At 70.0% G+C, this 15,405-nt stretch carries 17 protein-coding genes and 3 tRNA genes; 15 read left to right on the top strand and 5 right to left on the bottom strand.

Annotated elements, in window-relative coordinates; all coding sequences use genetic code 11:
• The first annotated feature begins 9 nt into the window (after nt 1–9).
• The 8 genes from MMA15_RS21190 (at nt 10) to MMA15_RS21225 (ending at nt 5,253) form a co-directional block, all read left to right on the top strand.
• A complete protein-coding gene (locus MMA15_RS21190) occupies nt 10–423 on the top strand; it encodes a roadblock/LC7 domain-containing protein (RefSeq protein WP_241063341.1) in 414 nt (137 codons plus the stop codon).
• A 136-nt stretch (nt 424–559) separates the two neighbouring features.
• Entirely contained in the window at nt 560–1,231 is a 672-nt protein-coding gene (locus MMA15_RS21195; RefSeq protein ID WP_241061710.1) for a DUF742 domain-containing protein, read from the top strand.
• Entirely contained in the window at nt 1,212–1,796 is a 585-nt protein-coding gene (locus MMA15_RS21200; RefSeq protein ID WP_028435360.1) for a GTP-binding protein, read from the top strand. The genes MMA15_RS21195 and MMA15_RS21200 overlap by 20 nt, the downstream gene beginning before the upstream one ends.
• A gap of 583 nt (nt 1,797–2,379) precedes the next feature.
• Complete coding sequence (locus MMA15_RS21205; protein WP_241061711.1) at nt 2,380–3,162, top strand: fumarylacetoacetate hydrolase family protein; 783 nt, start codon at nt 2,380–2,382, stop codon at nt 3,160–3,162.
• Nucleotides 3,155–4,699, top strand: coding sequence for a glutamate--tRNA ligase (gene gltX, locus MMA15_RS21210; protein ID WP_241061712.1), 1,545 nt, complete (start codon nt 3,155–3,157; stop codon nt 4,697–4,699). Before MMA15_RS21205 ends, gltX begins: the two co-directional genes overlap by 8 nt.
• A 259-nt stretch (nt 4,700–4,958) precedes the next feature.
• Nucleotides 4,959–5,030 (top strand) — tRNA-Gln (locus MMA15_RS21215).
• 49 nt (nt 5,031–5,079) lie between these two features.
• A tRNA-Glu gene (locus MMA15_RS21220) sits at nt 5,080–5,152 on the top strand.
• Between the two features lie 28 nt (nt 5,153–5,180).
• Nucleotides 5,181–5,253: transfer RNA gene (locus MMA15_RS21225), tRNA-Glu, on the top strand.
• A gap of 244 nt (nt 5,254–5,497) precedes the next feature.
• Here MMA15_RS21225 and ndgR read toward each other — a convergent pair.
• Nucleotides 5,498–6,217 carry an IclR family transcriptional regulator NdgR gene (gene ndgR / locus MMA15_RS21230; RefSeq protein ID WP_241061713.1) on the bottom strand — a complete coding sequence of 240 codons (720 nt, stop codon included), beginning with the start codon at nt 6,215–6,217 and terminating at the stop codon, nt 5,498–5,500.
• Between the two features lie 226 nt (nt 6,218–6,443).
• On the opposite strand from ndgR, the gene leuC reads away from it, so the two are divergent.
• From leuC to MMA15_RS21250, 4 genes are all read left to right on the top strand, one after another.
• Nucleotides 6,444–7,868: a 3-isopropylmalate dehydratase large subunit gene (gene leuC, locus MMA15_RS21235; RefSeq protein WP_241061714.1), complete on the top strand. Its 1,425-nt coding sequence runs from the start codon at nt 6,444–6,446 to the stop codon at nt 7,866–7,868.
• A 15-nt stretch (nt 7,869–7,883) separates the two neighbouring features.
• On the top strand, nt 7,884–8,477 hold the full coding sequence (gene leuD, locus MMA15_RS21240; protein WP_241061715.1) for a 3-isopropylmalate dehydratase small subunit: 594 nt from the start codon (nt 7,884–7,886) through the stop codon (nt 8,475–8,477).
• 137 nt (nt 8,478–8,614) lie between these two features.
• Nucleotides 8,615–8,869 carry an SCO5555 family protein gene (locus MMA15_RS21245; RefSeq protein ID WP_028435369.1) on the top strand — a complete coding sequence of 85 codons (255 nt, stop codon included), beginning with the start codon at nt 8,615–8,617 and terminating at the stop codon, nt 8,867–8,869.
• A gap of 125 nt (nt 8,870–8,994) precedes the next feature.
• Nucleotides 8,995–9,648, top strand: coding sequence for an HU family DNA-binding protein (locus MMA15_RS21250; RefSeq protein WP_241061716.1), 654 nt, complete (start codon nt 8,995–8,997; stop codon nt 9,646–9,648).
• A 251-nt stretch (nt 9,649–9,899) separates the two neighbouring features.
• On the opposite strand, the gene MMA15_RS21255 is transcribed toward MMA15_RS21250, so the two are convergent.
• The gene (locus MMA15_RS21255) at nt 9,900–10,103 is read right to left on the bottom strand and encodes a hypothetical protein (RefSeq protein ID WP_241061717.1); all 204 of its coding nucleotides are present in this window, start codon (nt 10,101–10,103) and stop codon (nt 9,900–9,902) included.
• Between the two features lie 10 nt (nt 10,104–10,113).
• The gene (gene cofC, locus MMA15_RS21260; protein WP_241061718.1) at nt 10,114–10,812 is read right to left on the bottom strand and encodes a 2-phospho-L-lactate guanylyltransferase; all 699 of its coding nucleotides are present in this window, start codon (nt 10,810–10,812) and stop codon (nt 10,114–10,116) included.
• 269 nt (nt 10,813–11,081) lie between these two features.
• On the opposite strand from cofC, the gene MMA15_RS21265 reads away from it, so the two are divergent.
• From MMA15_RS21265 to MMA15_RS21275, 3 genes are all read left to right on the top strand, one after another.
• Nucleotides 11,082–11,981: a lysophospholipid acyltransferase family protein gene (locus MMA15_RS21265; protein ID WP_241061719.1), complete on the top strand. Its 900-nt coding sequence runs from the start codon at nt 11,082–11,084 to the stop codon at nt 11,979–11,981.
• Complete coding sequence (locus tag MMA15_RS21270; protein ID WP_241061720.1) at nt 11,978–12,979, top strand: NAD(P)H-dependent glycerol-3-phosphate dehydrogenase; 1,002 nt, start codon at nt 11,978–11,980, stop codon at nt 12,977–12,979. Before MMA15_RS21265 ends, MMA15_RS21270 begins: the two co-directional genes overlap by 4 nt.
• A gap of 321 nt (nt 12,980–13,300) precedes the next feature.
• Complete coding sequence (locus tag MMA15_RS21275) at nt 13,301–14,437, top strand: D-alanine--D-alanine ligase family protein (protein WP_241061721.1); 1,137 nt, start codon at nt 13,301–13,303, stop codon at nt 14,435–14,437.
• Nucleotides 14,438–14,558: 121 nt separating this feature from the next.
• Here MMA15_RS21275 and MMA15_RS21280 read toward each other — a convergent pair whose 3' ends face one another.
• Complete coding sequence (locus MMA15_RS21280; protein WP_308290573.1) at nt 14,559–15,068, bottom strand: DUF3515 domain-containing protein; 510 nt, start codon at nt 15,066–15,068, stop codon at nt 14,559–14,561.
• A gap of 20 nt (nt 15,069–15,088) precedes the next feature.
• Entirely contained in the window at nt 15,089–15,322 is a 234-nt protein-coding gene (locus MMA15_RS21285) for an Lrp/AsnC family transcriptional regulator (RefSeq protein WP_070015274.1), read from the bottom strand.
• Nucleotides 15,323–15,405 lie beyond the last annotated feature (83 nt).

Raw genomic sequence — 15,405 nt, forward strand, 5'->3', positions numbered from 1 at the left:
GTGAGCCCGATGAGCCAGGCGGCGCAGAACCTGAACTGGTTGATCACCAACTTCGTGGACAACACCCCAGGTGTGTCCCACACGGTGGTGGTCTCCGCGGACGGACTTCTGCTCGCGATGTCCGAGGGCTTCCCGCGCGACCGCGCCGACCAGTTGGCGGCCGTCGCGTCCGGGCTGACCTCACTCACAGCCGGAGCCTCCCGGATCTTCGAGGGCGGCGGCGTGAACCAGACGGTTGTGGAGATGGAGCGAGGATTTCTCTTCATCATGTCCATCTCGGACGGTTCCTCACTCGCGGTTCTTGCACACCCAGAGGCCGACATCGGCCTCGTGGGGTACGAAATGGCACTTCTCGTCGATCGCGCCGGTACGGTCCTGACCCCGGATCTCCGTGCCGAACTGCAAGGAAGCCTGCTGAACTAGTTCTCAACCGGCAGACAGGCAGTGCGCGTTGCGCCCGAGCGCCATAAAGTGCGGAGGTGCGGAGCCCGCTGACGGTGGCGCCGGATCAGGACGGAACAATGTGTGGCCCGCACGTCCGTGAGTCGGAGGAGGAGACATGACAATGCCCCCAGGCGGCCCGTCGTCGTACGGCAACGGTCATGGGAACGGGCGGCCGAAGCGTTTCAACTTCCCCTCCACGCCCAGCCGGCATGCCGCTCCGCAGCAGCCCGGAGACCAGCCGCAGGGGCAGGCTCAGCCACCGCAGCAGCAGCCGCCACCGCCGCCGCGGCGCCGGCAGCCGTCCCGTTACGACGAGGGGCTCTACGACTCCTCGCGCTACGGGGAGTACGAGCGCCGCCAGTTCGAGCAGTCGCCGCCGCCGCGCATCCAGCCCGTGCAGCCTCAGCCGCGCAAGGAGCCCGCCCCGAGCGGGCGCAGCGAGCAGCAGCCGCTGGTGCGCCCGTACGCCATGACGGGTGGACGGACCCGTCCCCGGTACCAGCTCGCCATCGAGGCGCTGGTGCACACCTCGGCCGAACCCGCCAGGCTCCAGGGCCAGTTGCCCGAGCACCAGCGGATCTGCCGCCTGTGCTACGAGATCAAATCGGTAGCTGAGATCTCGGCACTTCTCACCATTCCCCTCGGCGTCGCCCGTATCCTCGTCGCCGACCTGGCCGAAGCGGGTCTCGTCGCCATCCACCAGCCTGGCGGCGACGACGCCAACTCCGACGGCCAGCCAGACGTGACACTGCTCGAAAGGGTGCTCAGTGGACTTCGGAAGCTCTAGCGGCGGCGCTGCTGCCCGTTCCACCACCTCCGCGAAGATCGTGGTGGCTGGCGGATTCGGTGTGGGCAAGACGACCTTCGTCGGTGCCGTGTCGGAGATCAATCCGCTGCGCACGGAAGCCGTGATGACGTCGGCGTCGGCGGGTATCGACGATCTGTCGCACACCGCCGACAAGACCACCACCACGGTGGCCATGGACTTCGGCCGCATCACCCTCGACCAGGACCTGATCCTCTACCTGTTCGGTACGCCCGGTCAGGACCGCTTCTGGTTCATGTGGGACGACCTGGTGCGAGGCGCGATCGGTGCCGTCGTCCTCGTCGACACCCGGCGTCTCGCCGACTGCTTCCCGGCCGTCGACTACTTCGAGAACTCCGGCCTTCCCTTTGTGATCGCGCTCAACGGCTTCGACGGGCACCAGCCCTACACCCCCGAGGAAGTGCGCGAGGCCCTCCAGATCGGCCCGGACGCCCCGATCATCACCACGGACGCGCGCCACCGTGCGGACGCGAAGAGCGCGCTGATCACGCTGGTCGAGCATGCGCTGATGGCACGGCTGCGCTGATACGCCTCCCGGCGGGCAGCCGTGGGTCCGGCCCACGTCGTCTCCGGGCGCGCACCGCACGACCAAGAGCCGGACCTCGGGTCCGGCTCTCGTCGTGTTCTCACCCCATGGGGGCCCGCACCCCAACTACCACGTGGCACACGTCAGTTCGGGCATACGGCCCGACATTGACGGCATGCCCGCACGGGCCCCTGGGCGGAGCCCGGTCCGCCTGCCCGCGCCCCGGGGCACCTCTCTCCCGCCGCGACGGCGCTCGTCCACGACGAGCGGGCCCGGCAGTTGGGCACGGCGCTGTCCGATGGCGGGGCCGCGGCGGCCGGTCATGTTGCGCGATGCCGGGTACCCGCTTGCCCGCCGCAGGCGCCCCGGGCTAGGCGCAGCCCCCACCGTGGCCTGCCCGTGCCGAAGGCGCGCCCCGCAGGTCCGCCCCGCACGTCCCGGCCGGGAGCTGGCCGGGGGCGAGGCCCGGGCCCGGGGCGGGAGCCCCGGCGGGGAAGACGGGGGCGGAGCCCCCGCCGCCCCGCATCGCATACGCTGGGGCGTCGTCACCCCGTCCGGCCATATCCGAAGGGCAGCCCGACCCGTGCGCATCGCAAGATTCTCCCTCGACGGAAACGTCGCATTCGGCGTCGTGGAAGGGGACGCGGACACCGAAGGCGGCCCCGTCCTCGACATCATCAAGGGCCACCCCTTCGCGGAGTTCGAGCGCTCGGGCCAGAGGCTTCCGCTGGACAAGGTCCGGCTGCTGCCGCCCGTACTGCCCAACAAGGTCGTGGCGATCGGCCGCAACTACGCCGAGCACGCAAGGGAGATGGGCAACGAGGTCCCCGACGCCCCGGTCGTCTTCTTCAAGCCGTCCACGTCCGTGTGCGGCCCGCACGACCCCGTCGCATACCCTTCCTTCTCCTCCGAGGTGCACTACGAGGCCGAACTGGCCGTCGTCATCGGCCGGTTGTGCAAGGACGTCCCCCGCGAACGCGTCAAGGACGTGATCCTCGGCTACACCTGCGGCAACGACATCACCGCCCGCGACATCCAGCGCGCCGAGTCGCAGTGGGCCCGCGCGAAGGGCTTCGACACCTCCTGCCCCCTCGGCCCCTGGGTCGAGACCGAGCTGGACCCGTCCGACCTCGGCGTGATGTGCACCGTCAACGGCGAGCAGCGCCAACTCGGCCGTACGAGCGAGATGGTCCGCTCCGTCGAGGACCTGATCGTCCACATCACCGAGGCCATGACGTTGCTGCCGGGCGACGTCGTCCTCACCGGCACTCCGGCGGGCGTCGGCCCGCTCTCCGTCGGCGACGAGGTCGCCGTCACCATCGAAGGCATCGGCACTCTCACCAACAAGGTGGTCAAGCGTGACTGACGCGACCGCGACCGCGCCCCCCTCCACGGCCGTCACGAAGGACGTACGCGTACGGTTCTGCCCGTCGCCCACGGGCAACCCGCACGTCGGCCTCGTCCGTACCGCCCTGTTCAACTGGGCGTTCGCCCGCCACCACGGCGGCACCCTCGTCTTCCGCATCGAGGACACCGACGCGGCCCGCGACTCCGAGGAGTCCTACGAGCAGCTCCTGGACGCCATGCGCTGGCTGGGCCTCGACTGGGACGAGGGACCCACCGCCTTCGACGCCGCCTCGGGCGGCAGCGGCGGCCCGCACGGCCCGTACCGGCAGTCGCAGCGCATGGAGATCTACGCCGACGTCGCGGCCAGGCTCCAGGAGGCGGGCTTCGCCTACCCCTGCTACTGCACCGCCGAGGAGCTGGAGGTCCGCCGGGAGGCCGCCCGTAAGGCCGGCAGGCCCTCCGGTTACGACGGCAAGTGCCGGGAGCTGACCGCCGAGCAGATCGCCGGGTACGAGGCCGAAGGGCGTTCGCACATCGTCCGGTTCCGCATGCCGGACGAGCCGATCACCTTCACCGACCTGGTGCGCGGAGAGCTGACGTTCGCCCCTGAGAACGTCACCGACTACGGCATCGTCCGTGCCAACGGGGCGCCCCTCTACACGCTCGTCAACCCCGTCGACGACGCGCTGATGGAGATCACGCACGTGCTGCGCGGCGAGGACCTGCTCTCCTCCACCCCGCGCCAGATCGCCCTCTACCGCGCCCTCGCGCAACTGGGCGTCGGCAACGGCACGACACCGGCGTTCGGTCATCTCCCGTATGTCATGGGCGAGGGCAACAAGAAGCTCTCCAAGCGCGACCCCCAGTCCTCGCTCAACCTCTACCGCGAGCGCGGCTTTCTGCCGCAGGGCCTGCTCAACTACCTCGCCCTGCTCGGCTGGTCGATCGCCGAGGACCGCGACATCTTCACCCTCGACGAGATGATCGCCGCCTTCGACATCGCCGACGTCAACGCCAACCCCGCCCGCTTCGACCTGAAGAAGTGCGAGGCGATCAACGCCACACATCTGCGCGAACTGTCGCCGGCCGACTTCGTCTCCGCGTGCGAGCCGTGGCTGCGTGCCCCGTACGCCCCGTGGCGCCCGGAGGACTTCGACCAGTCGGCCTTCGAGGCACTGGCCCCGCTCGCGCAGACCAGGCTGACGGTGCTCTCCGACATCACCTCGAACGTCGACTTCCTCTTCCTCGACGAGCCTGTCGAGGACGAGGCGTCCTGGGCGAAGGCGATGAAGCCGGGAGCGGAGGACGTGCTGCGCACGGCCCGTACGAAGCTCGCAGACGCCGACTGGAAGGCGGAGGCGCTCAAGGAGGCCGTGCTGGCGGCGGGCGAGCAGCACGGCCTGAAGCTCGGCAAGGCCCAGGCTCCGGTGCGCGTCGCGGTCACCGGGCGCACGGTCGGCCTGCCGCTCTTCGAGTCGCTCGAACTCCTGGGCCGGGAGCGGACGTTGGCACGCGTGGACGCGGCGCTGGCGAAGCTGGGCGCACAGGCGTCCTGAGGGTCCCGAGGAGCGCCTGAGCCGGGCGGGGAAGCCCCGAGGGGCCCCGGCCCGGTCCCGCGTCGGCCGTCCCGGCACGGGGCCGTTCAGGGCCAGAGGCGGCGGCTCCGGTCGGCGGGGAACCCGTTTTGGAGCGCCGTCGACGATCGGGTACTGTTCTTCCTGTCGCCGAGCGGGACGGGGCCGGAAGGCCCGACCGACGGCGGCCACCCGGACAAAAGCCCCGCAGGGAAAGTTCGACCTGGGGGTTGCGTTTCGGTGGGCTATGGTGTAATTGGCAGCACGACTGATTCTGGTTCAGTTAGTCTAGGTTCGAGTCCTGGTAGCCCAGCGCGATCTTGATTCCGGCGCCGTTCAGAGGCGCAAGTCACAAGATCGAGGCCCCCGTTGTGTAGCGGCCTAGCACGCCGCCCTCTCAAGGCGGTAGCGCCGGTTCGAATCCGGTCGGGGGTACGGGCCGATCACCGTCGGCCAGGCTGGGGCCCCCGTTGTGTAGCGGCCTAGCACGCCGCCCTCTCAAGGCGGTAGCGCCGGTTCGAATCCGGTCGGGGGTACTCGATCAGGAAAGTCCCCCGCGAGCCGCGGGGGCTTTTTCATGCGTGGTCTGCTGTCCGTACGTTCTCGCTTTACGGGCAGTGCAGTTGGTGAACGTGCACATCCGCGGGTGCGGGCCCACATTCGCATGTAAGGCAGCGCACCCCGACGGTCTGTGGAACGCCCCGGTCCCGACTCCCCGTATCCGCCCGCCGGTTGGGCCCGTAGGGAGACGTGCGCCCGCCGTCCGCCGCGTAGTTGCCCTCAGCCCGCCGTGCGGCGCAGCGCCTCGCTCAGCCGTGCTGCCGCGTCCACGATCGCCTGTGCGTGCATACGGCCGGGATGCCGCGTAAGGCGCTCGATGGGCCCCGAGACGGACACCGCGGCGACGACGCGGTTCGAAGGGCCGCGCACCGGCGCCGAGACCGAGGCCACTCCCGGTTCGCGTTCGCCCACGGACTGTGCCCAGCCCCTGCGGCGTACGCCGGAGAGCGCCGTGGCCGTGAAGCGGGCGCCCTGGAGGCCGCGGTGCAGGCGTTCCGGCTCTTCCCACGCCATCAGGATCTGCGCGGCCGAACCCGCCTTCATCGGCAGCGTCGAGCCGACCGGCACCGTGTCCCGCAATCCGGACAGCCGCTCGGCTGCGGCGACGCAGATCCTCATGTCGCCCTGGCGCCGGTAGAGCTGAGCGCTCTCGCCCGTGACGTCACGTAGGTGCGTCAGTACGGGACCGGCGGAGGCGAGCAGACGGTCTTCGCCTGCCGCGGCGGCCAGTTCGCCCAGGCGCGGGCCCAGGATGAAGCGCCCCTGAATGTCCCGCGCGACGAGGCGGTGGTGTTCCAGTGCCACCGCGAGCCTGTGTGCCGTCGGACGTGCCAGGCCGGTGGCCCCGACCAGCCCGGCGAGGGTGGCCGGACCGGACTCCAGAGCGCTGAGAACCAGAGCCGCCTTGTCGAGCACGCCGACGCCGCTAGAGTTGTCCATGCGTCGATACTCGCGTCTCAGAGTGTGAAACGCAAGTTCCTTTTCCGGCGCCACCCGCCACCCTGGAGTGGCAGAGCACAACCGGGCGCCTCCCCCTGGCTTCACCGGGGGACCCCCGCGGCGAAGCCAGGGGGACGCGCGGCTTCTCAAGGGGCCGCCGCAGCCCGGAGTGTGCCATTGGATCTCGACATGTGGGCCGGCAGTGCGGCCGGCCGGAGGGAAAGCGATGGGACGGACACTCGCGGAGAAGGTCTGGGACGACCATGTCGTCACGCGTGCTGAGGGCGAGCCGGACCTCCTCTACATCGACCTGCACCTGCTGCACGAGGTGACCAGCCCGCAGGCGTTCGACGGTCTCCGCAAGAACGGCCGGCGAGTGCGCCGTACCGATCTCACCATCGCGACAGAGGACCACAACACCCCGACCCTCGACATCGACAAGCCCGTCGCCGACCCCGTCTCGCGTACCCAGTTGGAGACGCTGCGCAAGAACTGCGCGGACTTCGGCGTACGGCTGCACCCGCTGGGCGACGTCGAGCAGGGCGTCGTACACGTCGTGGGTCCGCAGCTCGGCCTCACGCAGCCCGGCATGACGGTGGTCTGCGGCGACTCGCACACCTCCACGCACGGCGCGTTCGGCGCGCTCGCGTTCGGCATCGGCACCAGCCAGGTCGAGCACGTACTGGCCACGCAGACGCTGCCGATGGCCCCGTTCAAGACCATGGCGGTCACCGTCAACGGCGAACTCCCCGACGACGTCACCGCGAAGGACCTGATCCTCGCGATCATCGCGAAGATCGGCACGGGCGGCGGCCAGGGCTACGTCATCGAATACCGGGGCGAGGCCGTCGAGAAGCTGTCGATGGAAGCGCGGATGACCATCTGCAACATGTCCATCGAGGCCGGTGCGCGCGCCGGGATGATCGCCCCCGACGAGACGACCTTCGAGTACGTCAAGGGCCGCGAGCACGCCCCGCAGGGCGCCGACTGGGACGCCGCCGTCGAGTACTGGAGGACGCTGCGCACCGACGACGACGCGGTCTTCGATCACGAGGTCGTCATCGAGGGCGGGGAGTTGGCACCGTTCGTCACCTGGGGCACCAACCCCGGCCAGGGCGCCCCGCTGTCGCAGTCCGTCCCGGACCCGGCCTCCTTCGAGGACGAGGCCGCCAGGTACGCCGCCGAGAAGGCGCTGGAGTACATGGGGCTGAGCGCCGGACAGCCGCTGCGCGAGGTCGGCGTGGACACCGTGTTCGTCGGCTCGTGCACCAACGGCCGTATCGAGGACCTGCGTTCGGCGGCGGCCGTGCTGCGCGGGCGGAGGGTCGCCGACGGTACGCGGATGCTGGTCGTGCCCGGTTCCGTACGCGTCTCGCTACAGGCCGTGGAGGAGGGCCTGGACAAGGTCTTCACCGACGCCGGAGCCGAGTGGCGGCACGCGGGCTGCTCGATGTGCCTCGGCATGAACCCCGACCAGCTCAAGCCCGGCGAGCGCGCCGCCTCCACCTCCAACCGCAACTTCGAGGGCAGGCAGGGCAAGGGCGGTCGTACGCACCTGGTCTCGCCGCAGGTCGCCGCCGCCACCGCGGTGCTGGGCCGCCTCGCATCGCCCGCCGACCTGACCGACGTACGCGTGCCCGCCGGCGTCTGAGGAGAACGCATCACCATGGAAGCCTTCACGACACACACCGGGCGGGTCGTACCGCTGCGCCGCAGCAACGTCGACACCGACCAGATCATCCCCGCGCACTGGCTGAAGAAGGTCACCCGCGACGGCTTCGAGGACGGGCTCTTCGAGGCGTGGCGCAAGCAGGACGACTTCGTGCTCAACCAGGCGGCGTACAAGGGCGGCACGGTGCTCGTCGCCGGCGAGGACTTCGGCACCGGCTCCTCCCGCGAACACGCCGTCTGGGCGCTTCAGAACTACGGTTTCAAGGCCGTCATCTCACCGCGCTTCGCGGACATCTTCCGCGGCAACTCCCTGAAGAACGGCCTGCTCACGGTCGTACTGCCGCAGCAGACCGTGGAGAAGCTGTGGGAGCTGGCCGAGTCCGAGCCGAGCACGGAGGTCACCGTCGACCTCGTACAGCGCAAGGTCCTCGCGCCGGGCGTCGACGCCGCCTTCGAACTCGACGAGAACGCCCGCTGGCGACTGCTCGAAGGGCTCGACGACATCAGCCTCACGCTGAAGAACGACGACGCCATCGCCGCCTACGAGTCGAAGCGCCCCGCCTTCAAACCCCTTACGCAGCAAGCCTGACGCACGACCGAGCGCACCGGCCGCGCACGACGGAGACAGCACCACGGCTCGCGCCCCACGCATTCCGACGCGTGGGGCGCGAGTGCGTGTTGGGAAGCGGGTGGGCGACAACTCACCGCAGATGGCACAATCGGTGCATGGAACGCGACGGTCAACTCGATCTCTACGACCGGCTCGCCGCCCGCTTGAAAGAGGCGCACACACGAGTGCGCACACTGCAAGTCCCCGAGGGCGTACGGGTGGCGTTGCAGCGCAAGCTGCTCGTCATCACCGCGGCCTCGAAGCACGATCTCGCCGACGCGGAGCGGCGCGTGGACCGTCTGATGACGGATATCGACGAGGGACGCTTCCCCGAGGAACAGGCAGGCAAGCGCGCTGACGGAACTCGATGAAGGGCGAGTTCGTTGCGGCACAAGGGTGATTCGCCCGTTTCATGTTTGATTCGCGGTATATATCTGCCTAGCGTGCGAAAAAGCTTGAACACATTCGTTCCTGCAATAGTTCCGAAGGGGAAGACGTGAACAAGGCGCAGCTCGTCGAGGCAATCCAGGACCAGCTCGGTGGACGTCAGCAGGCCGCGGACGCGGTCGATGTCGTACTGGACGCGATCGTCCGCTCCGTTGTGGCAGGGGAGCGGGTCTCGGTCACCGGGTTCGGCTCCTTCGAGAAGGTGGACCGTCCCGCCAGATACGCCCGCAACCCGCAGACCGGTGAGCGCGTGCGCGTGCGGAAGACCTCGGTGCCCCGCTTCCGCGCGGGCGCCGGCTTCAAGGAACTGGTCAGCGGAGCGAAGAAGCTTCCGAAGAACGATGTCGCGGTGAAGAAGGCCCCGAAGGGCAGCCTGATGGGCGGCACTTCCGCGAAGAAGACCACCGCCAAGCGAGCGGGGGCGAAGAAGACCACCGGACGCGGCGCCGCGAAGAAGACCACGGCGAAGAAGGCCACGGTCAAGCGCACACCGGCGAAGAAGACGACCGCGAAGAAGGCAACCGCCGGACGTGCCGGGGCGAAGAAGACCACGGCGAAGAAGTCGGCCGCCAAGAAGTCGACGGCGAAGAAGGCAACCGCGAAGAAGGGCACGGCCAAGAAGGCTCCCGCGCGAAAGGCGCCCGGCCGCCGCACCGCCGCCCGCAAGACCACCGCCAAGAGGGCCACCGCGCGCAAGCGCTGAGCCCCGCACCGCAACGGCGTATTCGCGACGACGTACCGAGGTGCCTGAGCACCGGGTTGTTTCGAGTACGGAACTTGCAAATCGCGATTCAAGTGCATCAAGTCCCGCAGCGCCGGGCCGGACTCCCCACGGGAGCCCGGCCCGGCGGGCGTTTGCGGGCAAGTCGGAGAGGACGCCCGGGCCCGGACTCCCCGCTCCGGGCCGCGGGTTCGGCCGCCTCCGGATTCGGCGCGGTCCCGATTCCCGTGCCGTCAAAGGGTCTGGAGCGTCACCAAGGTGACCCTGCGCTCCTCGCCGCTGCCGTCGACCTCGATGCGTACGCGCTGTCCCGGCCGCAGCAGCCGAAGGCCGCCCGCGTCGAAGGCCGCCGCGTCGAACGGCAGCGGCGTGCCGTCGTCGAGGAGCACGCTGCCGGAGCGCGTATCGGCGTCGTAGGTGTACGAAGTGGCCTGCATGCAGCGAAGCCTAGAGGGTCACAGGCCGCTGCCCGCAGGAGCGGCCCCCGGCCCCCTCGCAGGGGACGTCCTCGCGGCACGCACGGGCCGTGAACGGGCCGACTCCCAGGGCGCGGGCGGCGAGTAGGTCCTCGGCGGTGTCGACGTCGGTGCGCACGCTGTCGACATCCGCGAGAAGGATCTCCATCGCGCCCGAGGCGCGGTGCCGGGCGGACGACGCGGGCCCGAAGAGCGGGCGGAGCGCGTGGCCGGGCAGCCCGGAGAGCAGCGTGGTTCCCGTACCGGCGGCGTCGGCGAGGTATGCGCGGGGGAAGCGCGCGGCGAAGTCCAGTACGCGGGCGAGTTCTTGGGGGCGCAGGGCCGGCAGATCGGCGTTGAGGGCCGCCAGAGCGGCTGCCGGGCGTCCGGTGCGCACTTCTGCCGCCCCGTGGGCCAGCGCCGCGTTGAGACCGGCCCCGGGGGCGTCCGGGACGATGTGTGCGCCGAGCGCGGTCAGCTCGTGCGCGGCGTGCTGATCGTCCGTGACAACTGCCACATCGCGTACGGACGTACAGGCCAGCGCGGCGGCCACCGTGTCCTGTGCGAAGGCGGCAGCGAGCCGTCTGCGGGCCTGGTCGCCGGCGGTGGCGGCGAGCCTGCTCTTGGCCCGTGCCAGGGGCTTCAGCGGCACCACGAGGGTCCAGGCGACGGGCGTCACTTGTCGTTGCACACCCTCATTCTCACCCGCCCCCCTGGGGCCCGTGAGGCGCCCGGCTACGGTTACGGGGCAGACGCAGACGAACCGTGTGCTCGACACGGTGGGGGGTACGGGGTGAGACTTGCCCCTCGCGCGCCGGGGTGAACGCACGCCGGATGCGCCGGTCAGGCCCACGCCCGCCGTGCCGAGGGTCCCGCGCCCACCCCCGCGGCAGGCCCGTGCCAAGCCGCCCGCCGGGACCCACGTGGCTGTTCGAACAGGCAAGAGGAGATGGTGTCCGGGTGTCCCGCCGCAGAATCGGCTTCTGGTACCGCCTTGCCGCGGTTTTGCTGAAACCGCCGCTCTTGGTGTTCTTCAAGCGGGACTGGCGCGGAATGGAACACATTCCGGAAAATGGCGGCTTTATCACCGTCGTCAATCACAACTCCGCCGTGGACCCGCTTTCCTATGCGCACTTCCAGTACAACACCGGCAGGGTTCCCAGGTTTCTCGCGAAGGTGAGCCTCTTCAAGAGCGGGTTCGTGGGAACGGCCATGCGCGGCACCGGCCAGATCCCCGTGTTCCGTGAGTCGAAGGACGCCATAGGGGCCTTCCGCGCCGCGGTCGCGGCCATCGAGAAGGGCGAGTGCGTCGCGTTCTACCCGGAGGGCACGCTCACGCGTGACCCGGGCATGTGGCCGATGAAGGGCAAGACCGGTGCGGCACGCGTCGCGCTCGAGACGCGGGCGCCCGTCATTCCCGTCGCACAGTGGGGCGCGAATCTCGCGGTGCCCCCGTATCCGAAGCGCGGCGACATCAAGTTGTTCCCGCGCAAGACACTGATCGTGAAGGCCGGACCGCCCATCGATCTCTCGGAGTTCTACGGCCGGGAACCCACGGCGGCTGTGCTTCGTGAGGTAACCGAGCGCATCATGGACGAGATCACGGCACTGCTCTCGGACATCCGTGGAGAGCCCGCGCCGGCCGAACGGTTCGACCACCGCGCCGCCGCACAGCAGGACCGTGAGCACGTCCCGCCGCAACAGCAGGCCGACGACGTGCAGCAGCAGCCGGAACACGCAGCCGGCGCAGGTCACACGGCGGACGCCCGGCACACGGCGAAGGCCGGGCCCGCACAGCGCACCGAACCCGCACAGCACGACACGGCGCCCCCGGGCGGCGCCGGGGAAGAGAACGCGTGACGAAAGCCGCCGTATTCGGCACCGGTTCCTGGGGCACGGCCTTCGCGATGGTGCTCGCCGACGCGGGCTGCGAGGTGACGCTCTGGGGAAGGAGAGCGGAGCTGGCGGAGGCGGTCAACGACCGCCGCGTCAATCCCGACTACCTTCCGGGCGTCGAACTCCCGGCAGCCGTACGGGCCACGACGGATCCGGCGGAGGCGGCCGACGGCGCGGAGTTCACCGTGCTCGCCGTGCCGTCTCAGACGCTGCGCGGCAATCTCGCCGGCTGGGCGCCGCTGCTGCACCCCGGCACGGTGCTCGTGTCGTTGATGAAGGGCGTCGAACTCGGCACGGCGAAGCGGATGAGCGAGGTCGTCGAGGAGGTCGCCGGGGTCGGGCGTTCGCGTGTGGCGGTGCTGACGGGGCCCAACCTCGCCAAGGAGATCGCCGCCCGGCGGCCCGCCGCCTCCGTCGTGGCCTGCACGGACGTCTCCGTGGCGCAGCGTCTCCAGGCGGCCTGCCACACCCCGTACTTCCGCCCGTACACGAACACCGACGTCGTCGGCTGCGAACTCGGCGGAGCGGTCAAGAACGTGATCGCGCTGGCGGTCGGCATCGCCGACGGCATGGAACTCGGCGACAACGCCAAGGCGTCCTTGATCACCCGCGGTCTCGCCGAAACCACGCGCCTGGGGCTGGCGATGGGCGCCGACGCCCATACGTTCGCGGGGCTGGCCGGCATGGGCGACCTGGTGGCCACTTGCTCCTCGCCGCTCTCCCGCAACCACACCTTCGGCACCAATCTGGGCCGCGGGATGACGCTGGAGGAGACGATCGCGGTCACACGGCAGACCGCGGAGGGTGTCAAATCGTGCGAGTCCGTACGTGAACTGGCCCGTATCCACGGCGTGGAGATGCCGTTGACGGAGACCGTCGTCGGCATCGTCCACGACGGCAAGCCGCCGCTCGTGGCGCTGAAGGAGCTGATGTCGCGCAGCGCCAAGGCGGAACGGGTCTGAGCGTTCGCGTGCCTCGCGCCTGGGCGCGGCCGCCTGGACCACCGTGCGCTCGGCCGCCCGCGTCCCGTGTTCGTGTTCAGCGTTCGTGCCCCGGCGTTCGTGCCCCGGCGTACGTGTTCCGACGTTCGTGTTCTTTCGTTCTTCTTCCGGGCGTTCGTTTTCCGGGTGTTGGTGTCCCCGTCCTCGTACTCCCCGCGCGCAGAAGGGAGTTGAGGCCGGAGGGCTTCGGTCCGCCGGGCCGTGGGGGCCCGGGACGGCGGTGGCGACGCGGCGTCCGCGGACCCTGACGCGTATGCGGCCAGGCGGTACAGTCGACGCGATATGAGCAGCCAGAGCCCCTCCCGCAAGCCCCGTGTCGCCGTCGTGTTCGGCGGCCGCAGCTCCGAGCACGCGATCTCCGTGGTCACGGCGGGTGCCGTGCTCGGCGCGATCGACCGCGACAAGTACGAGGTACTGCCCATCGGCATCACCGCCGACGGCCGCTGGGCACTGACGGCGGACGAACCCGAGCGTATGGCGATCGAGAACCGCAGGCTCCCGAGCGTCTCCGAACTCGCCGACTCGCAGCCCGGCGGCGTACTGCTGCCGCTCGAACCGGGCAACCGCGAGGTCACGTACCACGAGCAGGGTTCCGTGCCCAAGGCGCTCGGCGAGGTCGACGTCGTCTTCCCCGTGCTGCACGGACCTTACGGCGAGGACGGCACCCTCCAGGGGCTGCTGGAGCTGTCCGGAGTGCCCTATGTCGGCGCGGGAGTGCTGGCGTCGGCGGTCGGCATGGACAAGGAGTACATGAAGCGCGTCTTCGCCTCCTTCGGCCTGCCGGTCGGCCCGTATGTGGCGATCCGGCCCCGTGAGTGGCGTACGGACCCGGGTGCGGCCCGCAAGCGGATCGTGGACCTTGCGGGGGAGCACGGCTGGCCGCTGTTCGTAAAGCCCGCACGCGGCGGTTCGTCGATGGGCATCACGAAGGTCGACGACATCGGCGGCCTGGACGACGCGGTGGCCGAGGCGCAGCGCCACGACCCGAAGGTGATCGTCGAATCGCTGCTGAACGGGCGCGAGATCGAGTGCGGGGTGCTGGAGTTCGAGGACGGGCCGCGTGCGAGCGTGCCCGCCGAGATCCCGCCCGTGAGCGCGCACGACTTCTACGACTTCGAGGCCAAGTACATCGATTCGGCGTCCGGGATCGTGCCCGCGCCGCTGACCCCCGAGCAGACGGAACGCGTGCAGGAACTGGCCGTGCTGGCCTTCGAGGCGGCGTCCTGCGAGGGCCTGGTGCGGGCCGACTTCTTCCTCACCGGGAGCGGCGAGTTCGTCATCAACGAGATCAACACGATGCCGGGCTTCACGCCGATCTCGATGTATCCGCGGATGTGGCAGAAGAGCGGAGTGAGCTACGCGGAGCTGGTGGACCGGCTCATCCAGGCGGCGCTGAACCGCGAGACGGGCCTTCGGTAGCGGGGTCTTCGCCTGGCGGGGGCTCGGGCGGGGGCTTCGGTCGCGGCGCATCGCTGCGGAGCCGCAGCGCAGGCACGCCGCGTGCGTACGCGGGCGGAGGCGGCGGGTGCCGGGGCGCCGTTCAGGAACGCCTCGGCACCGAGGAACGTATCGATTCGGCCAGATCCGGCAGGGCGTTGACCTCCGGCGCGTACTCGCCGGGCACGGTCAGTTCGACGTTCGCGACGCGGTCGGTGGTGGTGAAGCGGTAGCCGTCGTCACGGCGTTCCAGCAGCCAGGAGACACCGTTGACTTCCGCCGCCTCCGCCGTGGGGTTGTAATGTTCACTACCGGGCGAGAGCTTCTCGGGGCGCGGCACACCACAGCGCATCTCGATGGCCGGATCGCCCCACGCCGCGGTGTACTTCGAGGCGGGATCGAGCGTGATCCGCTGCTGCCCGTCCACGCGCTCCGGCAGCCGGTCGTGCAGCGACCGGCACGTCTCGGCGGCCTCGCCGGAGGGGCTGGGCGCCGCCGGGCCGCTGTCGTCCGCCGTACAGCCCGCCGCCGCCAGCACGGCGGCCGCGGTGAAGGCGGTGACGGTGGTGGCGGCGGTGACTGCGGAGGAGGCCCGGGGGAGGGAGAAGCTCACCGGGCGAGCATACGGGGGAGCTAGAGATGAACGATCGGACAGGTCAGAGTCCGGGTGATGCCGTCCACTTGCTGGATCTTGGCGACGACCATGCGCCCGAGTTCGTCGACGGTGTCGGACTGCGCACGCACGATCACGTCGTACGGTCCGGTCACGTCCTCCGCCTGAAGAATCCCCGGAAGCTTCGCGATGACGTCGGCGACGGTCGATGCCTTGCCGACCTCGGTCTGGATCAGGATGTACGCCTGTACCACGGAACCTCCAGGGCGGCTACGAGGATCATGGGAGGAAAGGGATCGTCACGGTACCGCGTAGCCGCTACCGGGCGGGAGACCCA

Source organism: Streptomyces marispadix (genome assembly GCF_022524345.1).
Classification (GTDB): Bacteria; Actinomycetota; Actinomycetes; order Streptomycetales; family Streptomycetaceae; genus Streptomyces; species Streptomyces marispadix.